The following is a 25225-nucleotide window of genomic DNA, read 5'->3' as shown; positions in this document are numbered from 1 at the left end:
AGAAAGACCTGCAACTCAGGGACGCAATCTCACAGGAGACTTGGAATGAAGAGCGTGTTCAGAATCCTGCCGGCCGCCGGCATCGTGCTGGCGCTGGCCTCGGCGAGCCCGGCTGCCGCGCAGGCGCAGGGCCAGGCCCCGGCGCCGCTGAAGCCGGCCTCGCCCGCCTGCATGGCCGGCGCCAAGGAGATTCTGGCGATGAAGAACGCCTCCGCGCTCTACGCCAACGCCGTTCCGGGCATCGTGCAGCAGGCCAAGCAGGCGCTGCTGCAGTCCAACCTCAACTACCAGAAGGACCTCGACGAGGTGGCCGTCTCCGTCGCGCAGACCTATGCCGGCAAGGAGAAGGAGATCGGCGAGAAAATGGCGCAGATCTACTGCAACGAGTTCACCGACGCCGAGATCGCCAATCTGGTCGCGTTCTACAAGACGCCGCTCGGCCAGAAGCTGCTGAACGCCGAGCCGAAGGCGATCCAGATGAGCATGATGGCGACCAACCAATGGGCCGCGGAGTTCTCGGAGACCGTGACCGCGCAGTTCCGCGCCGAGATGCGCAAGCGCAACAAGCCGATCTGAGGCTTGCGGCGGCAAAGGTCGATTCGGAGGACACATGGCTGAATTCGATGTCGACCTGTTCGTGATCGGCGGCGGCTCGGGTGGCGTGCGCGCCGCCCGGATCGCGGCCGGCTATGGCGCCCGCGTCATGGTCGCCGAGGAATACCGCATGGGCGGCACCTGCGTGATTCGCGGCTGCGTGCCCAAGAAGCTGTTCGTGATCGGCTCGCATGTCCGCCAGGAGATCGCTGACGCCGCCGGCTTCGGCTGGACGATCCCGACCGCGACGTTCGACTGGTCGACGCTGATCGCCAACAAGGACAAGGAGATCGCGCGGCTCGAGGCAGCCTACGCCGCCAATGTCGAGAAGTCGGGCGCCAGGATCGTCAAGACCCGCGCCGTGCTGGAGGACGCCCACACCGTGCGGCTCGCCAACGGCGAGACGGTGCGTGCGAAATACATCCTGATCGCGACCGGCGGCGCGCCCAACCATGGCACGCCGATTCCCGGCATCGAGCACGTCATCTCCTCCAACGAGGCGTTTCACCTTGACGAGCTGCCGCGCCGCATCGTGATCCAGGGCGGCGGCTACATCGCGCTGGAATTCGCCTGCATCTTCGCCAATTTCGGCTCCGACGTCACCGTGGTCTATCGCGGCGACAACATCCTGCGCGGCTTCGACGAGGACGTCCGCAAGCATGTCCGCAGCGAGATGGAGAAGGAAGGCATCACCATCCTGACCGGCTGCACGGTGGCGAGCGTCGACAAGCACGGCAAGGACTACACGACGCATCTGTCGAACGGCTCCAGCATCGCCTCCGACAAGGTGATGTTCGCGATCGGCCGCCATCCGGCGGTCGCCAATCTCGGCCTGGAGAAGGCGGGCGTCGCGATCAATCCGCGCAATGGCGGCATCGCGGTCGACGCGTTCTCGCAGAGCTCGGTGCCGAGCATCTACGCGATCGGCGACGTCACCCATCGCTTCAACCTGACGCCGGTGGCGATCCGCGAGGGCCATGCCTTCGCCGACACCGTGTTCGGCGGCAAGACCGTGCGGGTCGACCACGCCGACATTCCAACCGCGGTGTTCTGCCAGCCTGAAGTCGGCACCGTTGGGCTGACGGAAACCCAGGCGCGCGAGCTGCACGACCGGGTCGACATCTACAAGTCCACGTTCCGTCCGATCAAGGCGACGATGTCCGGCCGCGACACCCGCGTGCTGATGAAGCTCGTCGTCGACGGCGCGAGCGATCGCGTGCTCGGCTGCCATATCGTCGGCGACACCGCGGCCGAGATCACCCAGGCGGTGGCCATCGCTATCAAGATGAAGGCGACCAAGGCCGATTTCGACGCGACGATCGCGCTGCATCCGTCCGCCGCCGAGGAACTGGTGACGATGCGCACCGTGACCGAGCGGCATGTGAGGCAGGCCGCGGAGTAGGGGCCGGCAGGGGACGGTCGCGACCCGTCTTGAAAAGGTGGGGGTTGGATGTTGGTCTGGCGTCGCTCTGTCTGGTTTGCAGGCCTGCTGGGGAGTTTGGCTCTGCTGCAGGACGTTGCGAGCGCGGATGATCGCGCCCGGGACCGGCTTGTTGCCGAAGCCGAGCTTCTTTTCGTGAGCGTACTTGCCGAAGATCCGCCTGCAGAGCGATGCGAGCTGTCAGCGGATTGGGATGACTATCCCATCCCCGAGGATATTGCTCGCAAACACCTCGGCATAAGATTGCACGCCTCGCTGTCTGCTCCCTATTCCGGGACCAATGCGTTTCAGGTTCTCAAGCCACGCACCGAAGAGATGCTCTGTCATGCGGCCGAGGCCAAGGATATGGAAAGCCAGCGCCTCGCTGCCTTCGAAGCCGGCACTGACAAGGCCGCGTTCATTCGCCAGCGGAAGTATTCGTTTCCAGTGTTCAGCGAGAACTATCGTACGGCGATCTTCGTGGTCACACATATGCGATTGGGCTGGTACCGATCGGCTCGTGGCGTCGCGAGGCTTCCGCTAGAGGCCGATTGGTCCGCTGTCGTCTATCGGAAGGTCGGTGGACAATGGCGCAATGTCGACAGGATTGGGCTGGCGGCCACCTGAACGGCAATTCCAATTCGGTGACAGTGCACAAAGCAATTCGGTGACAGTGCACAAAACTAATTTGGTCGTTTCGTGCACTGTCTCCGGAATGACGAATGACCGAGACTTGCGGGACGCGCGAGATGATCCTGCCCGTCGCTGCGTGAAATTCAGAAAACTGTCCTCCTCCGCATGTCTTATCGTGCGCAGGCCGGCGTCGTAGACTGCAGCGAATGATCAGCGGCGGCGTCTCTCGAGAGAGAGCCCGTGTGCGATCAGAGCGAACGCAATGAGAGAGACGACATGGACATCAAGCGCAGCGGGTCGCGGCCCTCCGGCAGAGGCGCCCCCGATCATTTCACCGGGGCGGTGCGCACCGATCCGCTGTTCGAGGTGGCTGAGCCGGCGCGCGCCCGGGGCGGGCTCGTCACCTTCGAGCCGGGGGCGCGCACCGCGTGGCACAGCCATCCGCTGGGACAGGTCCTGATCGTGACGTCCGGCCTTGGCTGGGTGCAGCGTGACGGTGGCCCGATCGAGGAGATCCGGCCCGGCGATGTCGTGAGGTTCGAGCCCGGTGAGCGGCATTGGCACGGCGCGACGGCGACGACCGCGCTGTCGCACATCGCCATCACCGAGCAGTTCGACGGCAAGACCGCCGACTGGTTCGAGCATGTCAGCGACGCGCAGTATCGCGCCCGCGCGTGATCCTGATGCGCGCCGCGACTCTAACCTGTTCCGTTTCGTAGGGTGGGCAAAGCGGCCGCCGCAGCGCGGCGGCAGCGTGCCCACCGTCGATCCGCAAGCGCGTGAACAAAACGGTGGGCACGGCGCCATTGCCGCTCGTGCTTCGTCATCATCCGTCGTGTTGCGAACTGCGCAGTCGTGTGACGTACGGCAGCACAAACATGTAAAGCCCGGTCGCCAGAAGAACGATCAGGGGAAGCAGCGCCAGTAGCCCGATCCATGTGGCGGGCTGCGGGGTCTGCGTCATCACCGCGATATTGGCGATGACGCCGAGCGTGAAAGCGATCGAGACCCAGCGATGCAGCTGCCGGATCGTGGTGCTCCAGTTCATCTGTTCCTCCCCCTGATGACAATGCCGATGAAAACGCGATATCTCACCTCCGTCATTCCGGGGGCGTGCGAAGCACGATCCCGGACTCCATCGCGCGACAGTTGCGTGGCCCCATGGACTCCTGGCCCGTCGCGCTGCGCGCGTCGCCCCGGAATGACGGCGGAGTTCTTTGCGGGTGCGGCTCAGTCGAGCCGCGCCAAGGTCTGCTCCAGGCCGTCGAAGAATTTCGGCCAGCCATAGCGCGCGCCCTGATAGGCGCGGGTCTGGTCGGCGGCGAAGCCGGTCTGCTCCATGCGCAGATGCGTCCCTGACGCGGTCGGCGTCAGCGTCCAGGTGACGACGCTGTCGAGGCCGAGCGCGGCCCAGCTGTAGGACAGCGCTTTGTTCGGCTCGATGGTCCGGACCTGGCAATCCACGACGCCCCAGTCCGCCTTCAGCTGGAAGCGATGATCGATGGCCGGTACGAAGTCATTGGCCATCAGCCACTCGGCGATGAGATGCGGCTGCGTCAGCGCGCGCCAGAGCTTTTCGGGCGGATGCGCGAACTCGCGCTCGACGACGACGGTGCGCGTTTCGGATGAAGAGCTCATTGATCCATCCTGTTCAGCAGGGTTTCCAGGTCGTCGAACCGGCTCTCCCAGAACGCGGCCATGCGGCTGGTCCAGTCGAGCAGGGGCGCGAGCGCTTTCGGCTGCGCGCGATAATGCGTCAGGCGGCCCTCGTGGCGCTCGCGCACCAGGCCGGCCTGCTTCAGCTGGCTGAGATGTTTCGACACCGCCGGCTGCGACACGCCGGCCTTGGCGGTGAGCGCGCCGACAGTCTGCTCGCCGTGGCGGCACAGACCCTCGAAGATGGCGCGCCGCGTCGGATCGGCCAGCGCGCGGAACAGCAGATCGGGCGAGCGGGCCATTCAATCCATAACTCGTTGATTATGAATAATTGTATAACCGAACGATTATGAATTAGTCAAGCCCGAATGCGTTTCGCCGCCGCGTGACATGCCGCACAGCAGCACGGTTGCAAGATCGACTACTCCCGCGACGCGCTGCGCCGTCTCGGTCCATGGCTCTCCAAGGTGAGTGCAAGGGACGTGCAAGGGACGATGCAGTGCTAGGAGCCAGCACCACGACGGAGATCACGAACATGCCAATTCACGAATCGCCAAAGCGGCGCACGCTGCAGATCACGCCGCGGAGGGCAATGGCCGCGATCATCCTCGGCGCTTTTCTGCTGCTGCATGCGGTCGCCGGCATCATCCTGCGGGCCGCGGCCACCGGCGACGGCGTGTCCGCGGTGTCGATGCGTCAGGACTACGATTGAAGCCATTTTGGTGTCAGCCTCATTTCAGCCGGAGATAGTTCATGCCCGGGTTGTCCTCATTTCTGTTGCTCAGCGCCGCCGTTTTCTTCGGCGCCTTCGTCTCCGGCCTTGCCGGATTTGCGTTCTCCGCGGTGGCCGGCGCGATCCTGCTGCATGTGTTGCAGCCGCTGGAGGCTGTGCCCTTGATGATGGCGTGCAGCGTCGGCGTCCAGGCGACGAATCTCTGGGCGCTCCGCCGCAGCATCCGCTGGAAGGAGAGTGGCGTCCTGATCCTTGGCGGTCTGTTGGGCGTGCCCCTGGCGCTATGGCTGCTGCACAATGCGGATGCCCGGCTGTTTCAGCAGGTCTTTGGCGCGGCGATCGCGATCTACGCCGGCTATATGCTGTGCAAGCCCGCGCTCGGCAGCCTGCAACCCATGAACAAGGGCCGCACGGCCATTGTCGGCTTCGGCGGCGGTCTCATCGGCGGCCTCACCGCGATGCCCGGCGCGCTGCCGACGATCTGGTGCGAGCTGCACGGCCTGCCGAAGGCCGAGCAGCGCGGCCTGGTCCAACCGTTCATCGCCGCCATTCAACTCGCCTCGCTGACGGTGATGCTGGCGAGGCAGGACCTGTCCTCCAAAGTGGTCATCGATCTCGCGTTGAGCATCCCGGCGCTGCTCGCCGGCACCGCGCTCGGCATCCTCGCCTTCCGCAAGGTCAACGACGCGCTGTTCAGGAAGATCATCCTGGGGATTTTGCTGATATCGGGGTTGCTGCTGGTCTATTGACCCATGTCGGGCGACGTACGCGGCTGGCGACCGGATGAGCACAGGTACGCGGTTCGGATATTCAAAAATATTGCTTTACGAAATTCGGAAACTGTGCTCTATTACGCCCATCCCGCCCCACTCGGAAGGGGCGTTGCGCGCGATCGTCACGACACGCGGGGCGGGGAGCGATGGCCATGGTCTTGCCGCAGCGTGTCCGAAGCGATGCGCCGACGAACGGCGGGCCGTGGACGTGAAGTCGCAGCGTGCTGGCACCCCGAAGCTGGTGTCCCGCGCAATGCGCGCAAGCGCGTTGCCGCGAATGGTGGCCAACAAGCCGGCGCACCAGGCAGACTGCGTATAAGCGTGAAGACCGTCGCGCAGGGAATGCCGGATGCTCGGCTGAACCTGTGGTACCTGCCGCCTGCACTTTTCTCAGCAGGCGGGCCATGGGTGAGGCCTTCACCCGGCATTCCCTGCGCCCTCCGAATTTGCGAGGGACGGAGTAGCGGCGGCATGACTCGGCCCAAGCGGCGCGCGAGGACGACTGCCCGTGGCTGTTGGGTCATCCGCATGGATTTGGCGAAAAGAGCGACGCGGGTGCGTCAAAATCGGTTGTCATCCCCGCGAAAGCGGGGATCCAGTACGCCGCGGCCCATCGAGGACTCATGACGGCCTCTGGAATACTGGATCGCCCGGTCAAGCCGGGCGATGACAGCAGAGATCGTGCGAACGCGCGCCGCCCACGCGACCATCCTGGGTCGCTTCGCGGAGCCTGTCATCTGGCCGCGCTTCGCGCGAACCGGGGGCTCGCAACGATGGGGAGAGTGCAGCTATCCGTGATTACTCGGAATCTCGGCCGGGCCGAAATCCCGGCGCTCCCGCAAGGGCTTGGCCGGATGACTTAAATTCCGGATGGCAGTCCCGGGGCAGGCTGTGTATAAGGCGGCGCGCCGCGGCGGGGAACAACGCGTGCTGAGATCGAGAGGGAGTAGAGAGCCATGACGGAGCGCTGGAGCCCGGAGAGCTGGCGGTCCAAGCCGGTGCAGCAGGTGCCCGACTATCCCGACCAGAAGGCGCTGGCCGAGGTCGAGGCGCAGCTTGCGACCTTCCCGCCGCTGGTGTTCGCCGGCGAGGCGCGCAACCTGAAGAAGGCGCTGGCGCGGGTGGCCGCGGGCGAAGCCTTCCTGCTGCAGGGCGGCGACTGCGCCGAGAGCTTCGCCGAGCATGGCGCCAACAACATCCGCGACTTCTTCCGCGTGCTGCTGCAGATGGCGGTCGTCATGACCTATGCCGGCGCGGTGCCGGTGGTGAAGGTCGGCCGCATCGCCGGCCAGTTCGCCAAGCCGCGCTCGTCGCCGATGGAAAAGATCAACGGCGTCGAGCTGCCGAGCTATCGCGGCGACATCGTCAACGACACCGCCTTCACGCCGGAAGCGCGCATTCCCAATCCGCAGCGCCAGCTCGACGCCTACCGGCAGTCCGCGGCCACCTTGAACCTGTTGCGCGCGTTCGCCACCGGCGGCTTCGCCAACCTCGGCAGCGTACACCAGTGGATGCTCGGCTTCGTCAAGGATAGCCCGCAGTCGCGGCGCTACAAGGAGCTGGCCGACCGCATCTCCGAGGCGCTCAATTTCATGCGCGCCTGCGGCCTCGATCTCGAGAGCCATCCGGAGCTGCGCGCCACCGACTTCTACACCAGTCACGAGGCGCTGCTGCTTGGCTACGAGCAGGCGTTCACGCGTGTCGACTCCACCACCGGCGACTGGTACGCGACGTCGGGCCACTTCATCTGGATCGGTGACCGCACCCGCCAGCTCGACCACGGCCATGTCGAATACTTCCGCGGCATCAAGAACCCGATCGGCCTGAAATGCGGCCCGTCGCTGAAGCCGGACGAACTGCTCAAGCTGATCGACATCCTCAATCCGGAGAACGAGCCGGGCCGGCTGACGCTGATCAGCCGCTTCGGCGCCGACAAGGTCGGCGATCACCTGCCGGGCCTGATCCGCGCGGTGCAGCGGGAAGGCCGCAAGGTGGTGTGGTCGTGCGATCCGATGCACGGCAACACCATCACCTCGAATTCGGGCTACAAGACCCGGCCGTTCGACCGCATCATCGCGGAGGTGCGGGCGTTCTTCGCGGCGCATGCCGCCGAGGGCACCCATGCCGGCGGTATCCATCTCGAGATGACCGGCAAGGACGTCACCGAATGCATCGGCGGCGCGCGCGCGATCACCGACGAGGATCTCAACGACCGCTATCATACGGTCTGCGATCCCCGGCTCAACGCCGAGCAGTCGATCGACATGGCGTTCCTGATCGCCGAGCTGCTGAAGCAGCAGCGCGGCGGCAAATCGTCCCCGATGCCGGCGGTCGCGGGCTTCTGATGCTGCGTCTGTGGCGCGCGACGGTTAACTCGCGCAACGGCCTAGCCTTCGCGCTCCGCTCCGAGCAGGCGGTGCGCGAGGAGGTCATTGCCTTCCTGCTGTCGCTGCCGCTCGCTTACCTGATCGGCGCAACGCCGATGCGCAGCGTCGAGCTGGTCTGCGCCGTCGTGCTGGTGCTGGTGGTCGAGCTGCTCAACACCGCGATCGAGAAGCTCGCCGACCGCCTGACCACGGAGCACGATCTGCAGATCGGAAGGGTCAAGGATCTCGGCTCCGCCGCGGTCGGCGTCGCGCTCTTGATGTCCGGCAGCTTCTGGCTGTTCGCGATCGCCGAGCGGCTCGGATTGCTGTGAATGAGTTGAGCGATGGCCGCTGACAGCTTCAAGATCACGCTGGCCCAGCTCAATCCGACGGCGGGGGACATCGCCGGCAACGCCGCGAAGGTGCGCGAGGCCCGGGCGAAGGCCGCCACCGACGGCGCCGACCTCGTGGTGCTGCCGGAGCTGTTCCTGTCAGGCGGCCTGGCCTACGATGTCGAGCCGTTGTGCCGCGCGGCGATCGAGGCGCTGGCGCACGAGACCGCCGATAGCGGGCCGGCGGTGCTGATCGGCACGCCCTGGGCGGACGACGGCAAGCTCCATGATGCGATGGCGCTGCTCGATGCCGGCCGCATCGCTGCCACACGCTTCAAGATCAATCTCGCGGACGGCCATCAGCAGCGCCTGTTCACGCGCGGCCCCGCCGCCGGCCCGGTCAGCGTCCGCGGTGTGCGCATCGGCATCGCGATCGGCGAGGACATCTGGCCGGAGGCTTTGGGCGGCGAGAACGTCGTCGAAACCCTGGCGGAGACCGGCGCGGAGCTGATCCTGGTGGCCGCGGCGGCGCGTTACGTCCTTGGCGAGGGAGATCGGCGCCTGTCGGCCGCCGTGGCCCGCGTCACCGAGAGCGACCTGCCGCTGATCTGGCTCAATCTGACCGGCGGGCAGGGGGACGACGTGTTCGACGGCGCGTCCTTCGCGCTCAACGCCGACCTCTCGATGGCCGTGCAACTGCCGGCCTTCGTCGACGATGTCAGCACGCTGGCGTGGCGCAGGGGCAATGACGGCTGGCAATGCCGCGGACCGGTCAGCCCATTGATCGACGGCGAAGAGGCTGACTACGCGGCCCGTGTGCTCGGCCTGCGCGACCGTGTCGCCAAGGGCGGCCTCACTGGCGTCGTGCTGGAGCTGACGGCGGATGTCGAAGCGGCGCTGTCGTTGGCGATCGCGGTCGATGCGCTCGGGCCCGCGCAGGTGCGCGCGGTGATGCTGTCCGGACCGGACACGCAGGCCCCGGACGAGGCGATCGCGGCCGCCACGCGGCTCGGCGTCGCCGCCGAGGTGGTGCCGATCGCGGCGGCCGTCGCGGGCTTCGAAAACATCCTCGCCGGACCGCTGTCGCACAGCGCCCATGACGATCTGCTGACGAGCGTGCGCGCGACCCTGTTGAAGGCGATGGCAAGCCTCTCCGGTGCGCTCGCCTGTCGTCCGCTCCAAGGATCGGGTCGGCAGACGTGCGATGTCACATCGGGAGAGCTGATTCGCCTCGCAGCGTTGCGCAACCGGTGGAAGCCCGTCGGCGCATTGGGCGCCTCGGGCGAGGTGATCCCGCCTGATCTCATCGACCGCGCGCCGCGCGATGCGGACCAAGGATGACATCGATGGCCCGGCGAACTCGCTCAGCGCGGCGGGATGAAGGTCGGGCCGACCGTGCGGATCTGCTTGTCGGCACCGGCGCCGGTCGTGGTGTCGGCGGTCGTGGTCGGCGGTGCGGCCGCCTCTGCCGGCGCGGCGCCCTTCTTGGCCGCGGTGGCGGACGGCTTGCCGGTCTGGCGCTGCTGCATCCGCTTGGCACTCTCCTCGGTGACGATGATGTCGCCCTGCTCGGCGGCGGAGGCCCGCTCATCGATCGACTTCAGCGCATCCGCCCAGGTCTGGCCCGGCGCCTTGCACGAGCAGCTCGGGTTGAACTCGGTGCGATATTTGAACGCGTTGGCGAGAGCGCTGTAGGGCTGGCCGTTGATGGAGACCGCCTGGTTCATGTCCTCGCCGGGATTGCGGTAGGTGAACAGCGATGCCTCCGCGGCGGGGCACTGCGCCTTGCAGGCGCGCTCGTCATCGGCGAACCGGCCGGGCACGGTGGCAAAGGAGATCGGGAAGTAGGCGCCGTCGCAGGTGCGCACGCAGACCGTGCGATACGTGCCTTGAGGCGCGGCGAGATCGGCGCTCGGCGGCGGCAGCGAGGCGGCCGGATTGTTGTCACCGCCACCGAACAGGTTGGTCAGGAAGTTGCCGCCGCCCCCGCCGCCGCGATTGGCGTTGGCATATTGCTGATACTGCGCGCCGCAATTGTTCTGGCCGAGAGCGGCCAGCACCGAGCGACGCTGATTGTCGCGCTCACCACCCAGGCCGCCGCCGCGCAGCCGCTCCAAGCTGCCTGTGATCTGATCCAGATTCGAGCGCATCTGCTGGATCTGGTTGTTGATCGGCTGGCACTCGGCCGCGCGGCCGTTGAAGATCGAAAAGAAGCCGGGGCTGTCGCAACCCGTGCGCTTGGCCTGCTGGCTTACGCGATCGAGTTCGGCCTGCTGCTTGGCGGCGGCGTCCTGATAGCGCCGGATCTGCTCGTCGCGCGCGGGATCACCACCGCTGCGATCGATCGAGGCGAGCTGGGCCTCGAGCCGCGGACAGATCGGATTGACGCCGGCCTGCTGTCCGGGCTGGCCCGGGGCCATCTGCGCATAGGAATCGGAGTTGGACTGCGCCAGGGCATGCGAGCCGGTCAGGGACAGTCCGAGCAGGGCAGTGCAGGCCAACAGGCGCGGAGACAAGGATGCGATCAAGATGCGGTATTCCGGTCCATGGGTGCTGCCGCGGGGCTAGCACAGAATTCGGAAAAATCGCGGCAGCGGCGGGCATCCCATAGCCGCTTTGTCGGGCATCGTCACGTCCAATCCGGGGCATTGGGGAGGCGGGAACAGCCGTTCCCCAGGGCCTCAGCGCTGGCAGGTGATCGCGACATACTCGCTGCAGCCGCTATGGCTGCAGTTTGCACCGGCTTTCGGCACCGATCCCGTGATTTCATCGGGGTCGACCCGGCGATAGGAGGAGGCCTGCGCAAAATCGCGTGATTGGCAGTAGGACCGGGCGGCCGAGGCGCCGCATTTGTCGCCCTTGGCCAGGCACTGGTCGACGCCGTAGCCGTCGGCCTCGTTGGCGATGATGAAGATTCGGCTTTCGGCCGCAGCGGTGGTGGCGGCGGCAAGGAGGACGCAGCAGGCGAAAAGGCCCGAGGAGAATCGCATGGTGCACCGGTCGATGGAGGAGACAACCCATGGTTAGGCGAAAAGGGTTAAAAATGATTAACCATGAGGCAGGGCGGGTCGATTTGGGCGGCGAAAACGGCCGATTTGCGGCTCTTGACGGCAACAATCTGCTGGATCATGGTGAAACTCATGAACGGTTTCCTCGCCATCTGCTGCATTTACCGCGAGATTACGCGCTAGCGATTCGCTGGCTGAGGCCGTCTTTTCTCAACAGAGATGATCAGGACGCCCGGCCGGCAGGTCGGAAGCGCGCTTTTTGCCGTGGCCGCCCTTCATCCGGGCCGTCATCTGGCGGAGGACACCCGCTGCGTCTCGTCCGGCGAGACGCAGGCATTCGGGACTGAGGCATTCGGGGACTGACCATGGACTTGCGTTTGTACGACACCGCGTCGCGGGAGAAGCGCCCCTTCGTGCCGCTCGATCCGAACAATGTCCGCATGTATGTCTGCGGACCTACGGTCTACGACTTCGCCCATATCGGCAACGCGCGGCCCGTGATCGTCTTCGACGTGCTGTTCCGCCTGCTGCGCCGCATCTATGGCGCCGAGCACGTGACCTATGTCCGCAACATCACCGACGTGGACGACAAGATCAACGCGCGCGCCGCGCGCGACTATCCCGGCCTGCCGCTGAACGAGGCGATCCGGAAGGTCACCGAGGTGACGGCCAATCAGTTCCACAGCGACACGGCGGCGCTTGGCAGTCTGCCGCCGACCTTCGAGCCGCGCGCGACCGACTTCGTTCTGCCGCGTCCCGACGGCAAGGCGGATATGGTGACCTTGATCGAGCAGTTGATCGCGCGCGGCCATGCGTATGAAGCCGGCGGCGAGGTGCTGTTCGACACCCGCTCGATGCCGGACTATGGCGCGCTATCGGGTCGCAAGCTCGAAGATCAACTCGCCGGCGCGCGCGTTGCGGTCGATGCGCACAAGAAGAACCCCGCCGACTTCGTGCTGTGGAAGCAGTCGTCGGCGGACGAGCCGGGCTGGGACAGCCCGTGGGGGCGAGGCCGCCCCGGCTGGCACATCGAATGCTCGGCGATGAGCGCGGCCTATCTCGGCGACGTCTTCGACATCCATGGCGGCGGGCTCGACCTGATCTTCCCGCATCATGAGAACGAGATTGCGCAGTCGCGCTGCGCCCATGGCACCTCGGTGATGGCGAACTACTGGCTGCACAATGAGTTCGTGCAGGTCGAGGGCGCGAAGATGTCGAAGAGCCTCGGCAACTTCGTTACCATCCGCGACCTGTTGGCGGACTGGCCGGGCGAGGTGCTGCGCCTGAACATGCTCAAGATGCACTATCGCTCGCCGGCCGACTGGACGGTGAAGGGCCTGGAGGAGAGCGCGAAGACGCTCGACGACTGGTACCGCGTCGCGGCCGATGCGCCGGGCGAGCAGCCGGAGCCGGCGATCATCAATGCGTTGCTCGACGACATCAACACGCCGCTGATGATCGCGGAGTTGCACGCGCTTCGTGCGCGGGCTGCTTCCGGGAGCGAGGTTGATCGCGCTGCATTCGCCGGCTCGCTCCGTTATTTCGGCTTCCTGTCGGAGACGGCAACGCTGTGGGAAGCTCGGAAGCAGCAAGCCAAAGGCGTCGACGCCGCCGAAGTCGAGGGCCTGATCGCTGAGCGCACGGCCGCCCGCGCGCGCAAGGACTTCAAGGAGTCCGATCGTCTGCGCGACGAGCTCGCCGCGATGGGCGTCGTGCTCAAGGACGGCAAGGGGGCCGACGGCAAGCCGGTGACGACGTGGGAGATCGCGCGATGAAGAAGCCCGACACGCCGTTTCCGCGGCACTGGCTGTACTACATCGTGCTCAAGCTCGCGGTGATCGCGGCCGCAGTGGCGCTGGTGACGAAGCTCTACGGGATCTGGTGAGAGATATGGGACAGGCACTTCCGAAGGCCGCGCTGAGGCCATTTCTCCCGACCGATACGCCCGTGCTGGCCGCAATCTTCGCCGCCAGCATTCAGCAGCTCACCGGTGACGATTACAGCGAGGAGCAGCAGGAGGCCTGGGCCGCCGCGGCCGACGACGAGGCGAGCTTCGGCAAGAAGCTGGCGTCGACACTGACCCTGATCGCGACATTGCAGGGCTCGCCGGTCGGCTTTGCCTCGCTGAAGGGTAATGATCACATCGACATGCTCTATGTGCATCCGAGCGTTGCCGGGCAGGGGGTCGGCGCGATGCTGTGCGATGCGCTGGAGAAGCTCGCCGGCGCGCGCGGCACCACGGGGCTCCTGGTGGACGCCAGCGACACCGCGGTCGAATTCTTCCGCAAGCGCGGCTACGTCGCGCAGCAGCGCAACAGCGTCTCGATCAATGGCGAATGGCTCGCCAACACCACGATGAAGAAGCCGCTCGGGGCAGGGGCGCAGTCATGAGCAGAGAACGCCTCTATCTGTTCGACACCACCCTGCGCGACGGCGCACAGACCAACGGTGTCGATTTCACGCTGACCGACAAGCAGGTGATCGCGCGTCTGCTCGACGATCTCGGCATCGACTATGTCGAAGGCGGATATCCCGGCGCCAACCCGCTCGACACCGAGTTCTTCGCCGACAAGCCCAAGCTCGGCCATGCCCGCTTCACGGCGTTCGGCATGACCCGGCGTGCAGGGCGCTCGGTCTCCAACGATCCGGGCGTCGCGGCGCTGCTGGAGGCCAAGGCGGACGCCATCTGCTTCGTGGCCAAGTCCTCGGCCTATCAGGTGCGCGTCGCGCTCGAGACCACAAACGAGGAGAACCTCGCCTCGATCAGAGACAGCGTCACCGCGGCCAAGGCGGCCGGGCGCGAGGTGATGCTCGACTGCGAGCACTTCTTCGACGGCTACAAGGAGAATGCGGCGTTCGCGCTGGCCTGCGCCCGCACCGCCTATGAGGCGGGCGCACGCTGGGTCGTGCTGTGCGACACCAATGGCGGCACCATGCCGCACGAGATCGAGGCTGTTGTTGGCGAGGTCGTGAAGCACGTGCCGGGCGATCATCTCGGCATTCATGCCCATAACGACACCGAGCAGGCGGTGGCGAACTCGCTGGCCGCGGTCCGCGCCGGCGTGCGCCAGATCCAGGGAACGTTGAATGGCCTCGGCGAGCGCTGCGGCAATGCCAATCTGTGCTCCCTGATCCCGACCTTGAAGCTGAAGGCCGAGTTCTCGGAGCGCTTCGAGATCGGCGTCTCCGACCAGCAGCTCGCCGGGCTGATGAAGGTGTCGCGCACGCTCGACGACATGCTCAACCGCGCGCCGAACCGGCACGCGCCCTATGTCGGCGAGAGCGCTTTCGTTACCAAGACCGGCATTCATGCGTCTGCCGTGCTGAAGGATCCGCACACCTATGAGCACGTGCTGCCAGAGAGCGTCGGCAATCACCGGAAAGTCCTGGTGTCGGATCAGGCCGGCCGCTCCAACGTCATCGCGGCGCTCGAGCGTGGCGGCATTCCCTTCAGCAAGAGCGATCCGAAGCTGACGCGGCTCGTCGAGGAGCTGAAGGAGCGCGAGGCGCTGGGTTACGCCTATGAGTCCGCCAACGCCTCGTTCGAGCTCCTGGCCCGGCGCACGCTGGGCTCGGTGCCGGAGTATTTCCGGGTCGAGCAGTTCGATGTCAACGTCGAGCAGCGCTACAACGCGCTCGGCGAGCGCGTCACGGTGGCGCTGGCGGTGGTGAAGGTCGATGTCGCCGGCGAGCGGCTGATCTCGGCGGCCGAAGGCAATGGCCCGGTCAACGCGCTCGACGTTGCCTTGCGCAAGGATCTCGGCAAGTATCAGGGTTTCATCGACGGATTGAAGCTGATCGACTACCGCGTCCGCATCCTCAACGGCGGCACCGAGGCGGTGACGCGCGTGCTGATCGAGAGCGAGGACGAGACCGGCGAGCGCTGGACCACGGTCGGCGTCTCGCCCAACATCATCGACGCCTCATTCCAGGCGCTGATGGATTCGGTGTTCTACAAGCTGGTGAAGTCGGGCGCGGCGGGGTGAGTGAACGTAGCCCGGATGAGCGCAGCGACATCCGGGTTCACCGACACAGCACGTGAGACCCCGGCTGTGGCTACGCTCATCCGGGCTACCATTTCGGCGGGCAGGGGAGGCTCACCATGATCGACCACATCTCCGTCGGCGTCAGCGATCTCGCCCGCGGCGCCCGCTTCTATGAGCAGGCCCTGGCGCCGCTCGGGCTCACCCGGCTGGTCGAGCGGCCGACGAATATCGGCTTCGGCAAGGCCTATCCGGAGTTCTGGATCAATCTCCGCGCCGGCATGGCCCGCGTGCCGGCCGACACCGGCTCGCATCTCTGCTTCCGCGCCAAGACCACGGCCGAGGTAGATGCCTTTCATGCCGCGGCGGTGGAGGCGGGAGGGGTCTCCGACGGTGCGCCGGGGCTGCGGCCGCATGACCGCGTGCGCTACTATGCGGCCTTTGTGCTCGATCCGGATGGCAACCGGATCGAGGCGGTCACGTTTCCAAGCGATTAAGGATCATAGCCGCTTGGCGATCTCCGGCTCCATCTCCGTCTCTTCCTTGGCGACACGGGCTGCGGCCTCGCGCAGGCGCGGCAGGATCTCTTCGGCGCGGTCGGCCTTGAGCAACTCGATCTGGAAGCCCGGGCGGATGAACTCGGTCTCGCGCATATGGGCGAGCAGGGCGAACAGCGGCTCCCAAAAGCCGTCGATATTGGCCATCAACACCGGCTTGGCGTGGCGCCCGAGCTGCTTCCAGGTGAGCTGCTCGACCAGCTCCTCGAGCGTGCCGATGCCGCCGGGAAGCGCGACGAACGCATCGGAATGCTCGAACATCAGCCGCTTGCGCTCGTGCATGTCGGGCGTGACGATGAGGTCCTTGAGCGGCATCATCACTTCCTTCTTCACCAGGAAGTCCGGAATGATGCCGGTGACGTCGCCGCCATGCTCCAGCACGGCCTTGGCGACCGCGCCCATCATGCCGATGGAGCCGCCGCCATAGACGAGCCTGACGCCGTTCTCGGCGAGCGCCTTGCCGAGGGTTTTCGCCGATTCGATGAAGCTGGGATTGGTGCCCGGGCCGGAGCCGCAATAGACACAGACGGTGCGGATTTCAGTCATGGGATGGGTGTGACACTGCAACTGAAAGGCGTCAAGACGAGGGCGGAGGGGGTGGTTCGCGGGGTTCTACGGGTGGTCCAAACGATGTGAATCAAGTTATGCAATTACTGCGCCGCCGCATCGGAATTCGTCGACGCTCGGGTGCACATGGCGGTCGAACACTCTATATGAGGCGGGCTGTCTCGCCTGATAACCGGCCGAGATCCTCCCTGTTCCAGATCGATTGATGCCCCCCGATTCCTCCCCACATCACCTTGCCACCGATGCGCCGGCCTCTCCGGAGCAGGGAACGCTCGCCGGCACGCTGCGTCATCTCTGGCCCTTCATCTGGCCGAGCGACCGCGCCGATCTGAAGATGCGCGTGTTATGGTCGGTGGTGCTGCTGCTCGCAGCCAAGGTCGCGACCTTGGTGCTGCCCTTCACCTTCAAATGGACCACCGACGCCCTGACCGGCGCCAACACCGCGCCGATCAAGCCGGACGATTGGGCGTTCTGGCTGGTCGCCTCGCCGATCGTGATGACCGCGAGCTATGGCGCGATGCGGGTGCTGATGGCGGTGCTGACGCAGTGGCGCGACGGTATCTTTGCGCGCGTCGCCATGCATGCGGTGCGCAAGCTCGCCACCATCACCTTCGTCCATATGCACGAGCTGTCACTGCGCTTTCATCTGGAGCGCAAGACCGGCGGATTGACACGCGTGCTCGAACGCGGACGCAATGCGATCGAGACGATCGTCCGCATGGTGATCCTCCAGCTGATCCCGACCATCGTCGAGGTCTCGCTGCTGACCGCCGTGCTGCTGTGGCAGTTCGACTGGCGCTATGTGCTGGTCACGTTGACCATGGTCGGGGCCTATCTCTTCTACACATACATCGCGACCGAGTGGCGCATCGAGATCCGGCGCCGGATGAACGACTCCGACACCGACGCGAACACGAAGGCGATCGACTCGCTGCTCAACTACGAGACGGTGAAATATTTCGGCGCCGAGGCGCGCGAGGCCGAGCGCTACGACCGCTCGATGGAGCGTTATGAGCGGGCCAGCGTGAAGACCTACACCTCGCTTGCGGTGCTAAACGCCGGGCAGGCGGTGATCTTCACCATCGGCCTGACCATCGCGATGCTGATGTGCGCCCATGGCGTGCGCCAGGGGCGCAACACCGTCGGCGACTTCGTCATGATCAACAGCATGATGATCCAGCTCTACCAGCCGCTGAACTTCATGGGCATGGTGTATCGCGAGATCAAGCAGGCGATCATCGACATCGAGAAGATGTTCGGCGTCTTGACCAGGGATGCCGAGGTGAAGGATGCGCCGCGCGCCAAGCCGCTGGTGGTGACCGCAGGCCATGTCCGCTTCGAGGATGTCCGCTTTGCCTATGAGCCCGAGCGGCCGATCCTGCAGGGGCTGAGCTTCGAGGTGCCCGCCGGCAAGACGGTCGCGATCGTCGGTCCGTCCGGCGCAGGCAAGTCGACGATCTCGCGCCTGTTGTTCCGGCTGTACGACGTGTCCGGCGGCCGCATCCTGATCGACGGCCAGGACATCCGCGATGTGACGCAGGTGTCGCTGCGGGCGCAGATCGGAATGGTGCCGCAGGACACCGTGCTGTTCAACGACACCATCCGCTACAACATCCGCTACGGCCGCTGGGATGCGGACGATGCCGCGGTCGAGGAGGCGGCGCGGCTGGCGCAGATCGACGGCCTCATCCGGATGGCGCCGAAGGGCTACGAGACTCAGGTCGGCGAGCGCGGCCTCAAGCTGTCCGGCGGCGAGAAGCAGCGCGTCGCGATCGCCCGCACCATCCTGAAGGCGCCGCCGATCCTGGTGCTCGACGAGGCCACTTCGGCGCTCGACAGCCACACCGAGCAGGAGATTCAGGATGCGCTGGACGGCGTGTCGCGCAACCGGACCTCGCTGGTGATTGCGCACCGGCTCTCGACCATCGTCGCGGCCGACGAGATCATCGTGCTCGACCGCGGCCGGATCGCCGAGCGGGGCACGCATGCCGAGTTGCTGGCGAAAAGCGGGCTCTATGCCGGCATGTGGAACCGGCAGCGCGAGGCCGAGGAGGCGCGCGAGAAGCTGGCGCAGATCGGCGACGACGCGGCCGCCCCGAATCGCAATCCGCCGGCCCGAAGCGAGCCAGACGTCGCCGGACCCGACCTGTCCGGGCCTGTCGCCAGCGCCGCGGAGTGACCTGCAAAGTCGGCCGCCCCGATCCGAACGCAAGGACTCGTTAAGGATTCATTTTGACCTTCGCCGCGCAGCGACCTAGTCAAGGCGGCGGTCCGCTCTGAGGTCAGAGGGACACCATCTCAACGAAGCAGGCCATGTCGATCAGCAATTCCATCCGTGCTCAGATCCCGCCGATCCATCCCGAGGGCTATCCGTTCATCGGCGCCTTTGCCCTGGTCAGCCTGATCCTGTTCTGGATCTTCGCCCCGCTCGGCTGGATCGGCACTTTGCTCACCGTGTGGTGCGCGCTGTTCTTCCGCGACCCGATCCGGGTGACGCCGCAGCGGGAGGGGCTGGTGGTGGCGCCGGCCGACGGCCGCATCTCGATGATCACCCGCGCCTTGCCGCCGGCCGAGCTTGGCCTCGGCGACCGGCCGCTGTTGCGCGTCTCGATCTTCATGAGCGTCTTCAACGTCCACGTGAACCGCAGCCCGGTGGCGGGGCGGATCGAGAAGATCGCCTACCGTCCGGGCGCCTTCATCAATGCCGAACTCGACAAGGCGAGTGAGGACAATGAGCGCAATTCGCTCGCGATCTCGACACCGCACGGCAAGATCGGCGTTGTCCAGATCGCTGGCCTCGTGGCGCGCCGGATCGTGTCGTTCGTCCGCGAGGGCCAGACCGTGGGGGCTGGGGAGCGGTTCGGACTGATCCGCTTCGGTTCGCGGCTCGACGTTTATTTCCCAGACGGCACCGAGGTTCTGGTCTCCGAGGGGCAGACCGCGATCGCGGGCGAGACGGTCCTGGCCGATTTCGACGTCGCCGTGCCGGGCCTGACGTTCCGGAGCCAGTGAACCCCCGTCGGTCCGGGATGACCCATTAACGGGACTTTGGGTCCGGATCCGGCACAAGGTCCAGTGCAACCCCCGTGGTGTGATCATGAGCTTCGATCCGACCTCTCCCGACCTTCGTCGTCGCCGCTTCCGCCCCATCCCGGTGCGGCTGCTGGTGCCGAACATGATCACCTTGCTGGCGATCTGCGCCGGCCTGACCGCGATCCGGCTGTCCACCGAGGGCCGGATGGAGCTCGCAGTCGCGGCCATCGTGCTCGCCGCCTTCCTGGATGGCATCGACGGCCGCATCGCCCGCATGATCAAGGGCCAGTCGAAATTCGGCGCCGAGCTCGACAGCCTCGCCGACTTCGTCAATTTCGGCGTTGCGCCCGGCCTGATGTTGTATTTCTGGCAGCTTCAGGAGCTGCGCGACGGCGGCTGGATCGCCGCGATGATGTACGCCATCAGCGGCGGGCTGCGGCTGGCGCGCTTCAACGCCAGCATCGACGATCCCAGCAGGCCGCCGTTTGCCGCCAACTTCTTCACCGGTGTGCCGGCGCCGCTCGGTGCGATCACCGTGCTGCTGCCCGTCTATCTCGCCTTCCTCGACCTGCCCAAGCCGCCGGCGCTGGTCACCGCCTTCTACACGCTGCTGATCGCGTTCCTGATGGTCTCGCGGTTGCCTGTCTTCTCCGGCAAGACCACGCGGATGCGCGTCTCGCCCGAGCTCGTGCTGCCGGTGTTCGCGGCGGTCGTGTTCTTCGTCGCGCTGATCGTGGTCTACCCCTGGCACATCCTGTCGGCGGTCTCGATCCTGTACATGGTGAGCCTGCCGTTTGGCTGGCGGCTGTACCGCCAGCAGGCGGCGAAGCACGCCGCGACGCTCGCCGGTGCCGCCGCTGCTCCGCAGTCACCATCATCCGCGACGCCAACCTTCGCGCCGGCTGCCGCGCCGCCGGCCGAGCAGGACCAGCGGCCGCCTGAGCGGCTGCACTGAGCGCAAGGCGGTCAGCCCGGCCTGAAGCTTTGCCGCGTCGAGAGCGTCGGCTATACCGGATGCAAGGACGGCGATGACGTCCGTCTGAGCATCCGGAGAAAACGCCAGTGACAACGTCCGCCGCCGCGCCCCTCGCTCCCGCCATTCTCGAGGCGCTCGCGCGCTACGATACGCCGACCATCTGCAACGCGATGGAGCTGGTGGCGCCCGAGCGCCGGCTGATCGGCTACACCACCAAGCCGCTGGTCTGCCCGTTTCCCGATCTTCCGCCGATGGTCGGCTACGCGCGCACCGCGACCATCCGCTCGGTGGTCAAGTCCGGCCTGCCGGCGGAGGAGCAGGCGAGGCGGCGCACCGACTACTACGAATATGTCGGCACCGGTCACGGGCCGCGTATCGTGGTGATCCAGGACATCGACGGCCCCGATATCGGCTACGGTGCGTTCTGGGGCGAGGTGCAAAGCAATGTGCACAAGGCGCTCGGCTGCCTCGGCGTGATCACCGACGGCTCGATCCGTGATATTCCGCAATGGGCCCCCGGCTTCCAGGCGCTGGCCGGCTCGATCGGGCCGTCGCATGCCTGGGTCCATGCCGAGAGCTTCGGCGGCGAGGTCCGCGTCGCCGGCATGACCGTGCGCTCGGACGATCTGATTCACTCCGATCGTCACGGCGCGATCGTGATTCCCCACGACATTGCAGCCAGGCTGCCGGAGGCGGCCGAGCTCTGCGGCCGCCGCGAAACGCCGATCCTGGAGATCGCGCGCTCGGCGGATTTCTCACTGGAGAAGCTGAAGGCCGCGCTGAAGCGTTCGGCCGAGATTCACTGAGCCCGCTGCCACGCAGCCGCACCGCGCCGGCGGAGCGGCTCGTCAGCTCAGGCTCATTCGCGAGCCGGCTATGGCGCGCCGGTGCGATCAGCTTATCCGGATCATTACGGGGTCACTGAAATCGCGGTGACTGATTACCCTTCCTGGCGCCCAACGGGCCGAATGTTAAGGGGCTGTCGCCTGTTGAGAAGATTTTATCCATCAAGCTTTACCTGATGGCGAGCCTGCATCGCTAGGCATGACCTCCGAGGACGAGTGACATGCGCAGGCTGATATCCAAATCGATGCCGTTCTTCGGCCGGCTCGACCGGGCCGTCGATACGATGGTGCGGCTGATCGGGCATTTCGGCAGCGCCGTGATCGGCCTGTCGGCGATCGCGCTGGTGTGGGCCGGGATCTTCTACACGATCACCGAGGAGCACTCCCGCACCGAGCAGTCGGCGCTCAAGAACGGCGCCAATCTCGCGCGCGCCTTCGAGGAGCAGATCATCCGCTCCATCCGCGCCGCGGACCAGACGCTGCTTTATGTCCGCGACTCCTACGCCAAGGACCCGCAGAACTTCGACATGTCGTTGTGGTCGAAGAACAGCCAGTTCCTGTCCGACTTCTCGTTCCAGGTGGTGGTGATCGGCAAGGACGGCATCATGCTGTCCAGCAACATCGACCCGAAGATGCGCGGCGTGGACCTGCGTGACCGCGAGCACTTCCGTGTCCATGCCGACGGCAAGGACGACTTTCTCTTCATCAGCAAGCCGATCTTCGGCCGCGTCTCCAACAAATGGTCGATCCAGCTGACCCGCCGCATCATCATGCCCGACGGCTCGTTCGGCGGCGTCGTGGTGGTCTCGCTCGACCCTGAATATCTCTCGAGCTTCTACAATTCGGTCGATCTCGGCAAGAACGGCAACGTCACCCTGGTGGGTCTTGACGGCATCGTGCGCGCGCGAGCCTCGGCGGGTCCCACCGGCGTCGGCTCCTCGCTCGCCGGAAGTCCGGTCATGGCCGCGATCCAGCACAGGAGCAGCGGCTCCTACACCGTCAAGAGCCTGATCGACGGCATTCCGCGCATCTATTCGTTCCAACGCATCAAGGACCAGCCGCTGGTGGTCATCGTCGGCCAGGCGTCCGACGAGATCTTCGCGGCCTTCAAGCGCAATCGCGATCGCGACCTGCTGGTCGGCGGGCTGCTGACCGTCGTGATCGGCATCATCACAATCCTGATCGCACGCTATCAGGCCGGCCTCGCCGCGTCGCGCGATGCCGCCGAGGCTGGCACCCGGGCGCGTTCGGAATTCCTGGCGATGATGAGCCACGAGATCCGCACGCCCATGAACGGCGTCATTGGCCTTGCCGACCTGCTGCTGTCAGCCGACCTGGCGCCGGAGCAGCGCAAGATCGCGACCACGCTGCGCGAGTCGGCCGACTATCTGCTGCAGCTTCTCAATGACGTGCTTGATTTCTCCAAGCTGGATGCCGACCGGCTCGAGATCGAGCATATCGAGTTCGACCTCCACCGGTCGGTGACCGCGACCGCCGAGCTCCTGGTCTCCCGCGCCAAGGAGAAGGGGCTGCAACTGACCACCTCGATCGCACCCGATGTGCCGACCTACGTGGTCGGCGATCCCGCACGGCTGCGGCAGGTGCTGTTCAACCTGGTCGGCAACGCGCTGAAATTCACCGAGGCGGGCAGCGTTCATGTCGACGTCCGGGCCGAAGATCTCGCCGGGCCGAACCTGACGCTCGTGTTCTCGGTTGCCGACACCGGCGTCGGCATTCCGGCGGAGGCAGTCGGGCGCCTGTTCAAGCAGTTCTCGCAGGTCGACAATTCGATCTCGCGCCGCTTCGGCGGCACGGGGCTCGGACTTGCGATCTGCAAGCGTCTCGTCACCTGCATGGGCGGCGACATCAAGGTGCAGAGCAAGGTCGGCGAGGGCAGTACCTTCACCTTCTCGATCCAGGTTCAGCCGCAACCTCAGCCGGACGTGGAGCAGGTGAGCGCACCCGAAGCCACCATCGCTCCGGTCGGCGAGGCCGTCGTCGAGGAGCGTCCCGCGCCCGTCGAGCCGCTCAGGATCCTCGTCGCCGAGGACAATCTCACCAATCAGTTCGTGATCAAGAAGCTCCTCGACAAGCTCGGCCACAGCTATGAGCTCGTCGAGAACGGCACCCAGGCGGTGGCCGCCGTGCAGAAGCAGACCTACGACCTGATCCTGATGGACATGATGATGCCGGAGATGGACGGCTTGACCGCGACGCGGATGATCCGCTCGCTGCCGCCACCCGCGCAGGACATCTACATCATTGCTCTGACGGCCAACGCCACCAGCCAGGATCATCTGGCGTGCACGGATGCCGGCATGAACGACTTCGTGACCAAGCCGGTCACACGCGATCGACTGAACGCCGCTCTGCTCCGCGCGGCCGCGGCCACGAACAAGGAAAGGCTTGTCGCATGACCGACCTGGTGCAATTCGATGAATCCGTCTACCAGATCCTGATCTCCGAGCTCGGCGAGGAGGATGCCCTGGAGGTGCTCAGGACCTTCCTGGACGACACCTCCGGAAAGTTCGGCAAGCTGGCCTCCAAGTTCGAGGACCGGCTCGAGCTGAAGCGCGAGGCGCATTCCATCAAGAGCTCGTCGGCGACGTTCGGCTTCGCGGCGCTGTCGCGGCTGTCACGCGAGCTCGAGCTCGGCTCGGCGACGATGGAGCCGGCCCAGATGCTGGAGATGGTCCACAAGATGGAGAAGTCTTTCGAGCAGGCCGTGATATTCGCCGAGGCCAATCTGCTCAAGAGCGGCGCGGCGGCGGCCTGAGCGCGCCTGTCGCGCTCGGCCCGCATCTGTTCGCTGCATTTCGTTTACCTCTCATTATGCCTACCAAATTCGGTAACTCGTCCTTAATGGCGCGCATTTAATCTCGATTGCGCGTGGGGCAGGGCCGACGCGCCCGTCCAGGATGGCCGGTAGTTCGCGTATGCGGGTGGAGTAAGCTCATGGATATCATGACGAGTGTCGGGCTGGTCGCTGGTGGCATCGTCATCGCGACGATGATGCTGCTGGGCGGCGACGTCGAGATGTTCATCAGCGAGCATGCCGTGATCATCATCTTCGGCGGCTCGATCGCCGCGACCATGATCCGCTTTCCGCTCGGCGCCATGCTGCACGGGCTTCCGCTCGGCGCCAAATTCGCTTTCACGATGAGCCGGCTCTCGGCGCGCGACCTCGTCGACGAGCTCGCCCGCATCGCCGAGATCGCCCGTAAGCAGGGACCGGTCGGCCTCGAAAAGGTCGAGACCGACGAGCCGTTCCTGGCCAAGGGCATCCGCTACGTGGCCGACGGGTACGACCTCGAATTCATTCGCGACAATCTCGAGCGCGACCGCGACAATTTCCTGATGCATCTCGACGAGGGCAGCAAGATCTACCGCGCCATCGGCGATTGCGCGCCGGCGTTCGGCATGATCGGCACGCTGATCGGCATGGTGCAGATGTTCGCCAACATGACCGACCCGTCCAAGCTTGGCCCGTTCATGGCGACCGCGCTGCTCGCGACGTTGTACGGCGCGCTGGTCGCGAACCTGTTCTGCCTCCCGATCGCCGACAAGCTGCACGGCAAGCTGCTCGACGAGGAGACCAATCGCACGCTGATCATCGACGGCATCCTGATGATCCGCGACTCGAAGAGCCCGGCGCTGGTCCGGGAGATGCTGCTGGCCTACCTGCCGGAGAAACATCGCCACGCCGAAGGGGAGCCGGTGCCGGCCTAGGCCGTCATCGGGGGGCACCG

26 protein-coding genes are annotated in these 25225 nt (G+C 65.8%); 20 read left to right on the top strand and 6 right to left on the bottom strand.

Going from position 1 to position 25225, the window contains the following annotated elements:
* The first annotated feature begins 45 nt into the window (after nt 1-45).
* The 4 genes from BRADO_RS21935 to BRADO_RS21920 all read left to right on the top strand — a co-directional run bounded on the left by BRADO_RS21935 (nt 46) and on the right by BRADO_RS21920 (nt 3325).
* The gene (locus tag BRADO_RS21935; RefSeq protein WP_011927542.1) at nt 46-576 is read left to right on the top strand and encodes a DUF2059 domain-containing protein; all 531 of its coding nucleotides are present in this window, start codon (nt 46-48) and stop codon (nt 574-576) included.
* 34 nt (nt 577-610) lie between these two features.
* Nucleotides 611-1996: a glutathione-disulfide reductase gene (gor, locus tag BRADO_RS21930; RefSeq protein ID WP_011927541.1), complete on the top strand. Its 1386-nt coding sequence runs from the start codon at nt 611-613 to the stop codon at nt 1994-1996.
* Nucleotides 1997-2044: 48 nt separating this feature from the next.
* Nucleotides 2045-2641 carry a hypothetical protein gene (locus BRADO_RS21925; RefSeq protein ID WP_063822878.1) on the top strand — a complete coding sequence of 199 codons (597 nt, stop codon included), beginning with the start codon at nt 2045-2047 and terminating at the stop codon, nt 2639-2641.
* 282 nt (nt 2642-2923) lie between these two features.
* On the top strand, nt 2924-3325 hold the full coding sequence (locus BRADO_RS21920; RefSeq protein ID WP_011927539.1) for a cupin domain-containing protein: 402 nt from the start codon (nt 2924-2926) through the stop codon (nt 3323-3325).
* A 148-nt stretch (nt 3326-3473) separates the two neighbouring features.
* Here BRADO_RS21920 and BRADO_RS21915 read toward each other — a convergent pair whose 3' ends face one another.
* The 3 genes from BRADO_RS21915 to BRADO_RS21905 all read right to left on the bottom strand — a co-directional run bounded on the left by BRADO_RS21915 (nt 3474) and on the right by BRADO_RS21905 (nt 4605).
* Nucleotides 3474-3695, bottom strand: coding sequence for a membrane protein (locus BRADO_RS21915; protein ID WP_011927538.1), 222 nt, complete (start codon nt 3693-3695; stop codon nt 3474-3476).
* Between the two features lie 182 nt (nt 3696-3877).
* Nucleotides 3878-4285 carry an SRPBCC domain-containing protein gene (locus tag BRADO_RS21910; RefSeq protein ID WP_011927537.1) on the bottom strand — a complete coding sequence of 136 codons (408 nt, stop codon included), beginning with the start codon at nt 4283-4285 and terminating at the stop codon, nt 3878-3880.
* The gene (locus tag BRADO_RS21905) at nt 4282-4605 is read right to left on the bottom strand and encodes a helix-turn-helix transcriptional regulator (protein WP_011927536.1); all 324 of its coding nucleotides are present in this window, start codon (nt 4603-4605) and stop codon (nt 4282-4284) included. The genes BRADO_RS21910 and BRADO_RS21905 overlap by 4 nt, the downstream gene beginning before the upstream one ends.
* Nucleotides 4606-4838: 233 nt before the next feature.
* On the opposite strand from BRADO_RS21905, the gene BRADO_RS35145 reads away from it, so the two are divergent.
* The 5 genes from BRADO_RS35145 (at nt 4839) to BRADO_RS21885 (ending at nt 9848) form a co-directional block, all read left to right on the top strand.
* A complete protein-coding gene (locus BRADO_RS35145; RefSeq protein WP_157872603.1) occupies nt 4839-5015 on the top strand; it encodes a hypothetical protein in 177 nt (58 codons plus the stop codon).
* A 41-nt stretch (nt 5016-5056) separates the two neighbouring features.
* The gene (locus BRADO_RS21900) at nt 5057-5785 is read left to right on the top strand and encodes a sulfite exporter TauE/SafE family protein (protein ID WP_011927534.1); all 729 of its coding nucleotides are present in this window, start codon (nt 5057-5059) and stop codon (nt 5783-5785) included.
* 980 nt (nt 5786-6765) lie between these two features.
* Nucleotides 6766-8154, top strand: coding sequence for a class II 3-deoxy-7-phosphoheptulonate synthase (locus tag BRADO_RS21895; RefSeq protein WP_011927533.1), 1389 nt, complete (start codon nt 6766-6768; stop codon nt 8152-8154).
* The gene (locus BRADO_RS21890; RefSeq protein ID WP_011927532.1) at nt 8154-8507 is read left to right on the top strand and encodes a diacylglycerol kinase; all 354 of its coding nucleotides are present in this window, start codon (nt 8154-8156) and stop codon (nt 8505-8507) included. Before BRADO_RS21895 ends, BRADO_RS21890 begins: the two co-directional genes overlap by 1 nt.
* A gap of 12 nt (nt 8508-8519) precedes the next feature.
* Nucleotides 8520-9848: a nitrilase-related carbon-nitrogen hydrolase gene (locus tag BRADO_RS21885; protein WP_011927531.1), complete on the top strand. Its 1329-nt coding sequence runs from the start codon at nt 8520-8522 to the stop codon at nt 9846-9848.
* 23 nt (nt 9849-9871) lie between these two features.
* Here BRADO_RS21885 and BRADO_RS21880 read toward each other — a convergent pair whose 3' ends face one another.
* Nucleotides 9872-11035 carry a DUF2865 domain-containing protein gene (locus tag BRADO_RS21880; RefSeq protein ID WP_011927530.1) on the bottom strand — a complete coding sequence of 388 codons (1164 nt, stop codon included), beginning with the start codon at nt 11033-11035 and terminating at the stop codon, nt 9872-9874.
* Nucleotides 11036-11188: 153 nt separating this feature from the next.
* Nucleotides 11189-11497 (bottom strand): hypothetical protein, encoded by a 309-nt coding sequence (locus tag BRADO_RS21875; RefSeq protein ID WP_011927529.1) that lies wholly within the window; start codon nt 11495-11497, stop codon nt 11189-11191.
* A gap of 383 nt (nt 11498-11880) precedes the next feature.
* Here BRADO_RS21875 and cysS point away from each other — a divergent pair, with 383 nt between their 5' ends.
* The 4 genes from cysS to BRADO_RS21855 all read left to right on the top strand — a co-directional run bounded on the left by cysS (nt 11881) and on the right by BRADO_RS21855 (nt 15995).
* Nucleotides 11881-13290, top strand: coding sequence for a cysteine--tRNA ligase (gene cysS, locus BRADO_RS21870; protein ID WP_011927528.1), 1410 nt, complete (start codon nt 11881-11883; stop codon nt 13288-13290).
* Between the two features lie 115 nt (nt 13291-13405).
* Entirely contained in the window at nt 13406-13906 is a 501-nt protein-coding gene (locus BRADO_RS21865) for a GNAT family N-acetyltransferase (RefSeq protein WP_011927526.1), read from the top strand.
* Nucleotides 13903-15501, top strand: coding sequence for a citramalate synthase (gene cimA / locus BRADO_RS21860; RefSeq protein ID WP_011927525.1), 1599 nt, complete (start codon nt 13903-13905; stop codon nt 15499-15501). The genes BRADO_RS21865 and cimA overlap by 4 nt, the downstream gene beginning before the upstream one ends.
* Before the next feature lie 116 nt (nt 15502-15617).
* The gene (locus BRADO_RS21855; protein WP_011927524.1) at nt 15618-15995 is read left to right on the top strand and encodes a VOC family protein; all 378 of its coding nucleotides are present in this window, start codon (nt 15618-15620) and stop codon (nt 15993-15995) included.
* Between the two features lie 3 nt (nt 15996-15998).
* Here BRADO_RS21855 and BRADO_RS21850 read toward each other — a convergent pair whose 3' ends face one another.
* A complete protein-coding gene (locus BRADO_RS21850; RefSeq protein ID WP_011927523.1) occupies nt 15999-16601 on the bottom strand; it encodes a TIGR00730 family Rossman fold protein in 603 nt (200 codons plus the stop codon).
* A gap of 226 nt (nt 16602-16827) precedes the next feature.
* Here BRADO_RS21850 and BRADO_RS21845 point away from each other — a divergent pair, with 226 nt between their 5' ends.
* From BRADO_RS21845 to BRADO_RS21815, 7 genes are all read left to right on the top strand, one after another.
* Nucleotides 16828-18801, top strand: coding sequence for an ABC transporter ATP-binding protein/permease (locus BRADO_RS21845; RefSeq protein WP_041756791.1), 1974 nt, complete (start codon nt 16828-16830; stop codon nt 18799-18801).
* Between the two features lie 116 nt (nt 18802-18917).
* Entirely contained in the window at nt 18918-19634 is a 717-nt protein-coding gene (locus BRADO_RS21840) for a phosphatidylserine decarboxylase (protein WP_256374629.1), read from the top strand.
* 85 nt (nt 19635-19719) lie between these two features.
* A complete protein-coding gene (locus BRADO_RS21835) occupies nt 19720-20610 on the top strand; it encodes a phosphatidylcholine/phosphatidylserine synthase (protein ID WP_011927520.1) in 891 nt (296 codons plus the stop codon).
* A gap of 107 nt (nt 20611-20717) precedes the next feature.
* Nucleotides 20718-21437: an RraA family protein gene (locus BRADO_RS21830; protein ID WP_011927519.1), complete on the top strand. Its 720-nt coding sequence runs from the start codon at nt 20718-20720 to the stop codon at nt 21435-21437.
* A gap of 260 nt (nt 21438-21697) precedes the next feature.
* Nucleotides 21698-23893: a hybrid sensor histidine kinase/response regulator gene (locus BRADO_RS21825; protein WP_011927518.1), complete on the top strand. Its 2196-nt coding sequence runs from the start codon at nt 21698-21700 to the stop codon at nt 23891-23893.
* Nucleotides 23890-24252, top strand: coding sequence for an Hpt domain-containing protein (locus BRADO_RS21820; protein WP_011927517.1), 363 nt, complete (start codon nt 23890-23892; stop codon nt 24250-24252). The genes BRADO_RS21825 and BRADO_RS21820 overlap by 4 nt, the downstream gene beginning before the upstream one ends.
* A gap of 179 nt (nt 24253-24431) precedes the next feature.
* Nucleotides 24432-25205, top strand: a complete 774-nt coding sequence (locus tag BRADO_RS21815) for a motility protein A (protein WP_008962805.1) — start codon at nt 24432-24434, stop codon at nt 25203-25205.
* Nucleotides 25206-25225: the final 20 nt, after the last annotated feature.

It is taken from the genome of Bradyrhizobium sp. ORS 278 (genome assembly GCF_000026145.1).
GTDB lineage: Bacteria > Pseudomonadota > Alphaproteobacteria > Rhizobiales > Xanthobacteraceae > Bradyrhizobium.
The sequence above is the reverse complement of the archived record's forward strand: the minus strand, read 5'-3'. Positions and strand labels throughout refer to the sequence as shown.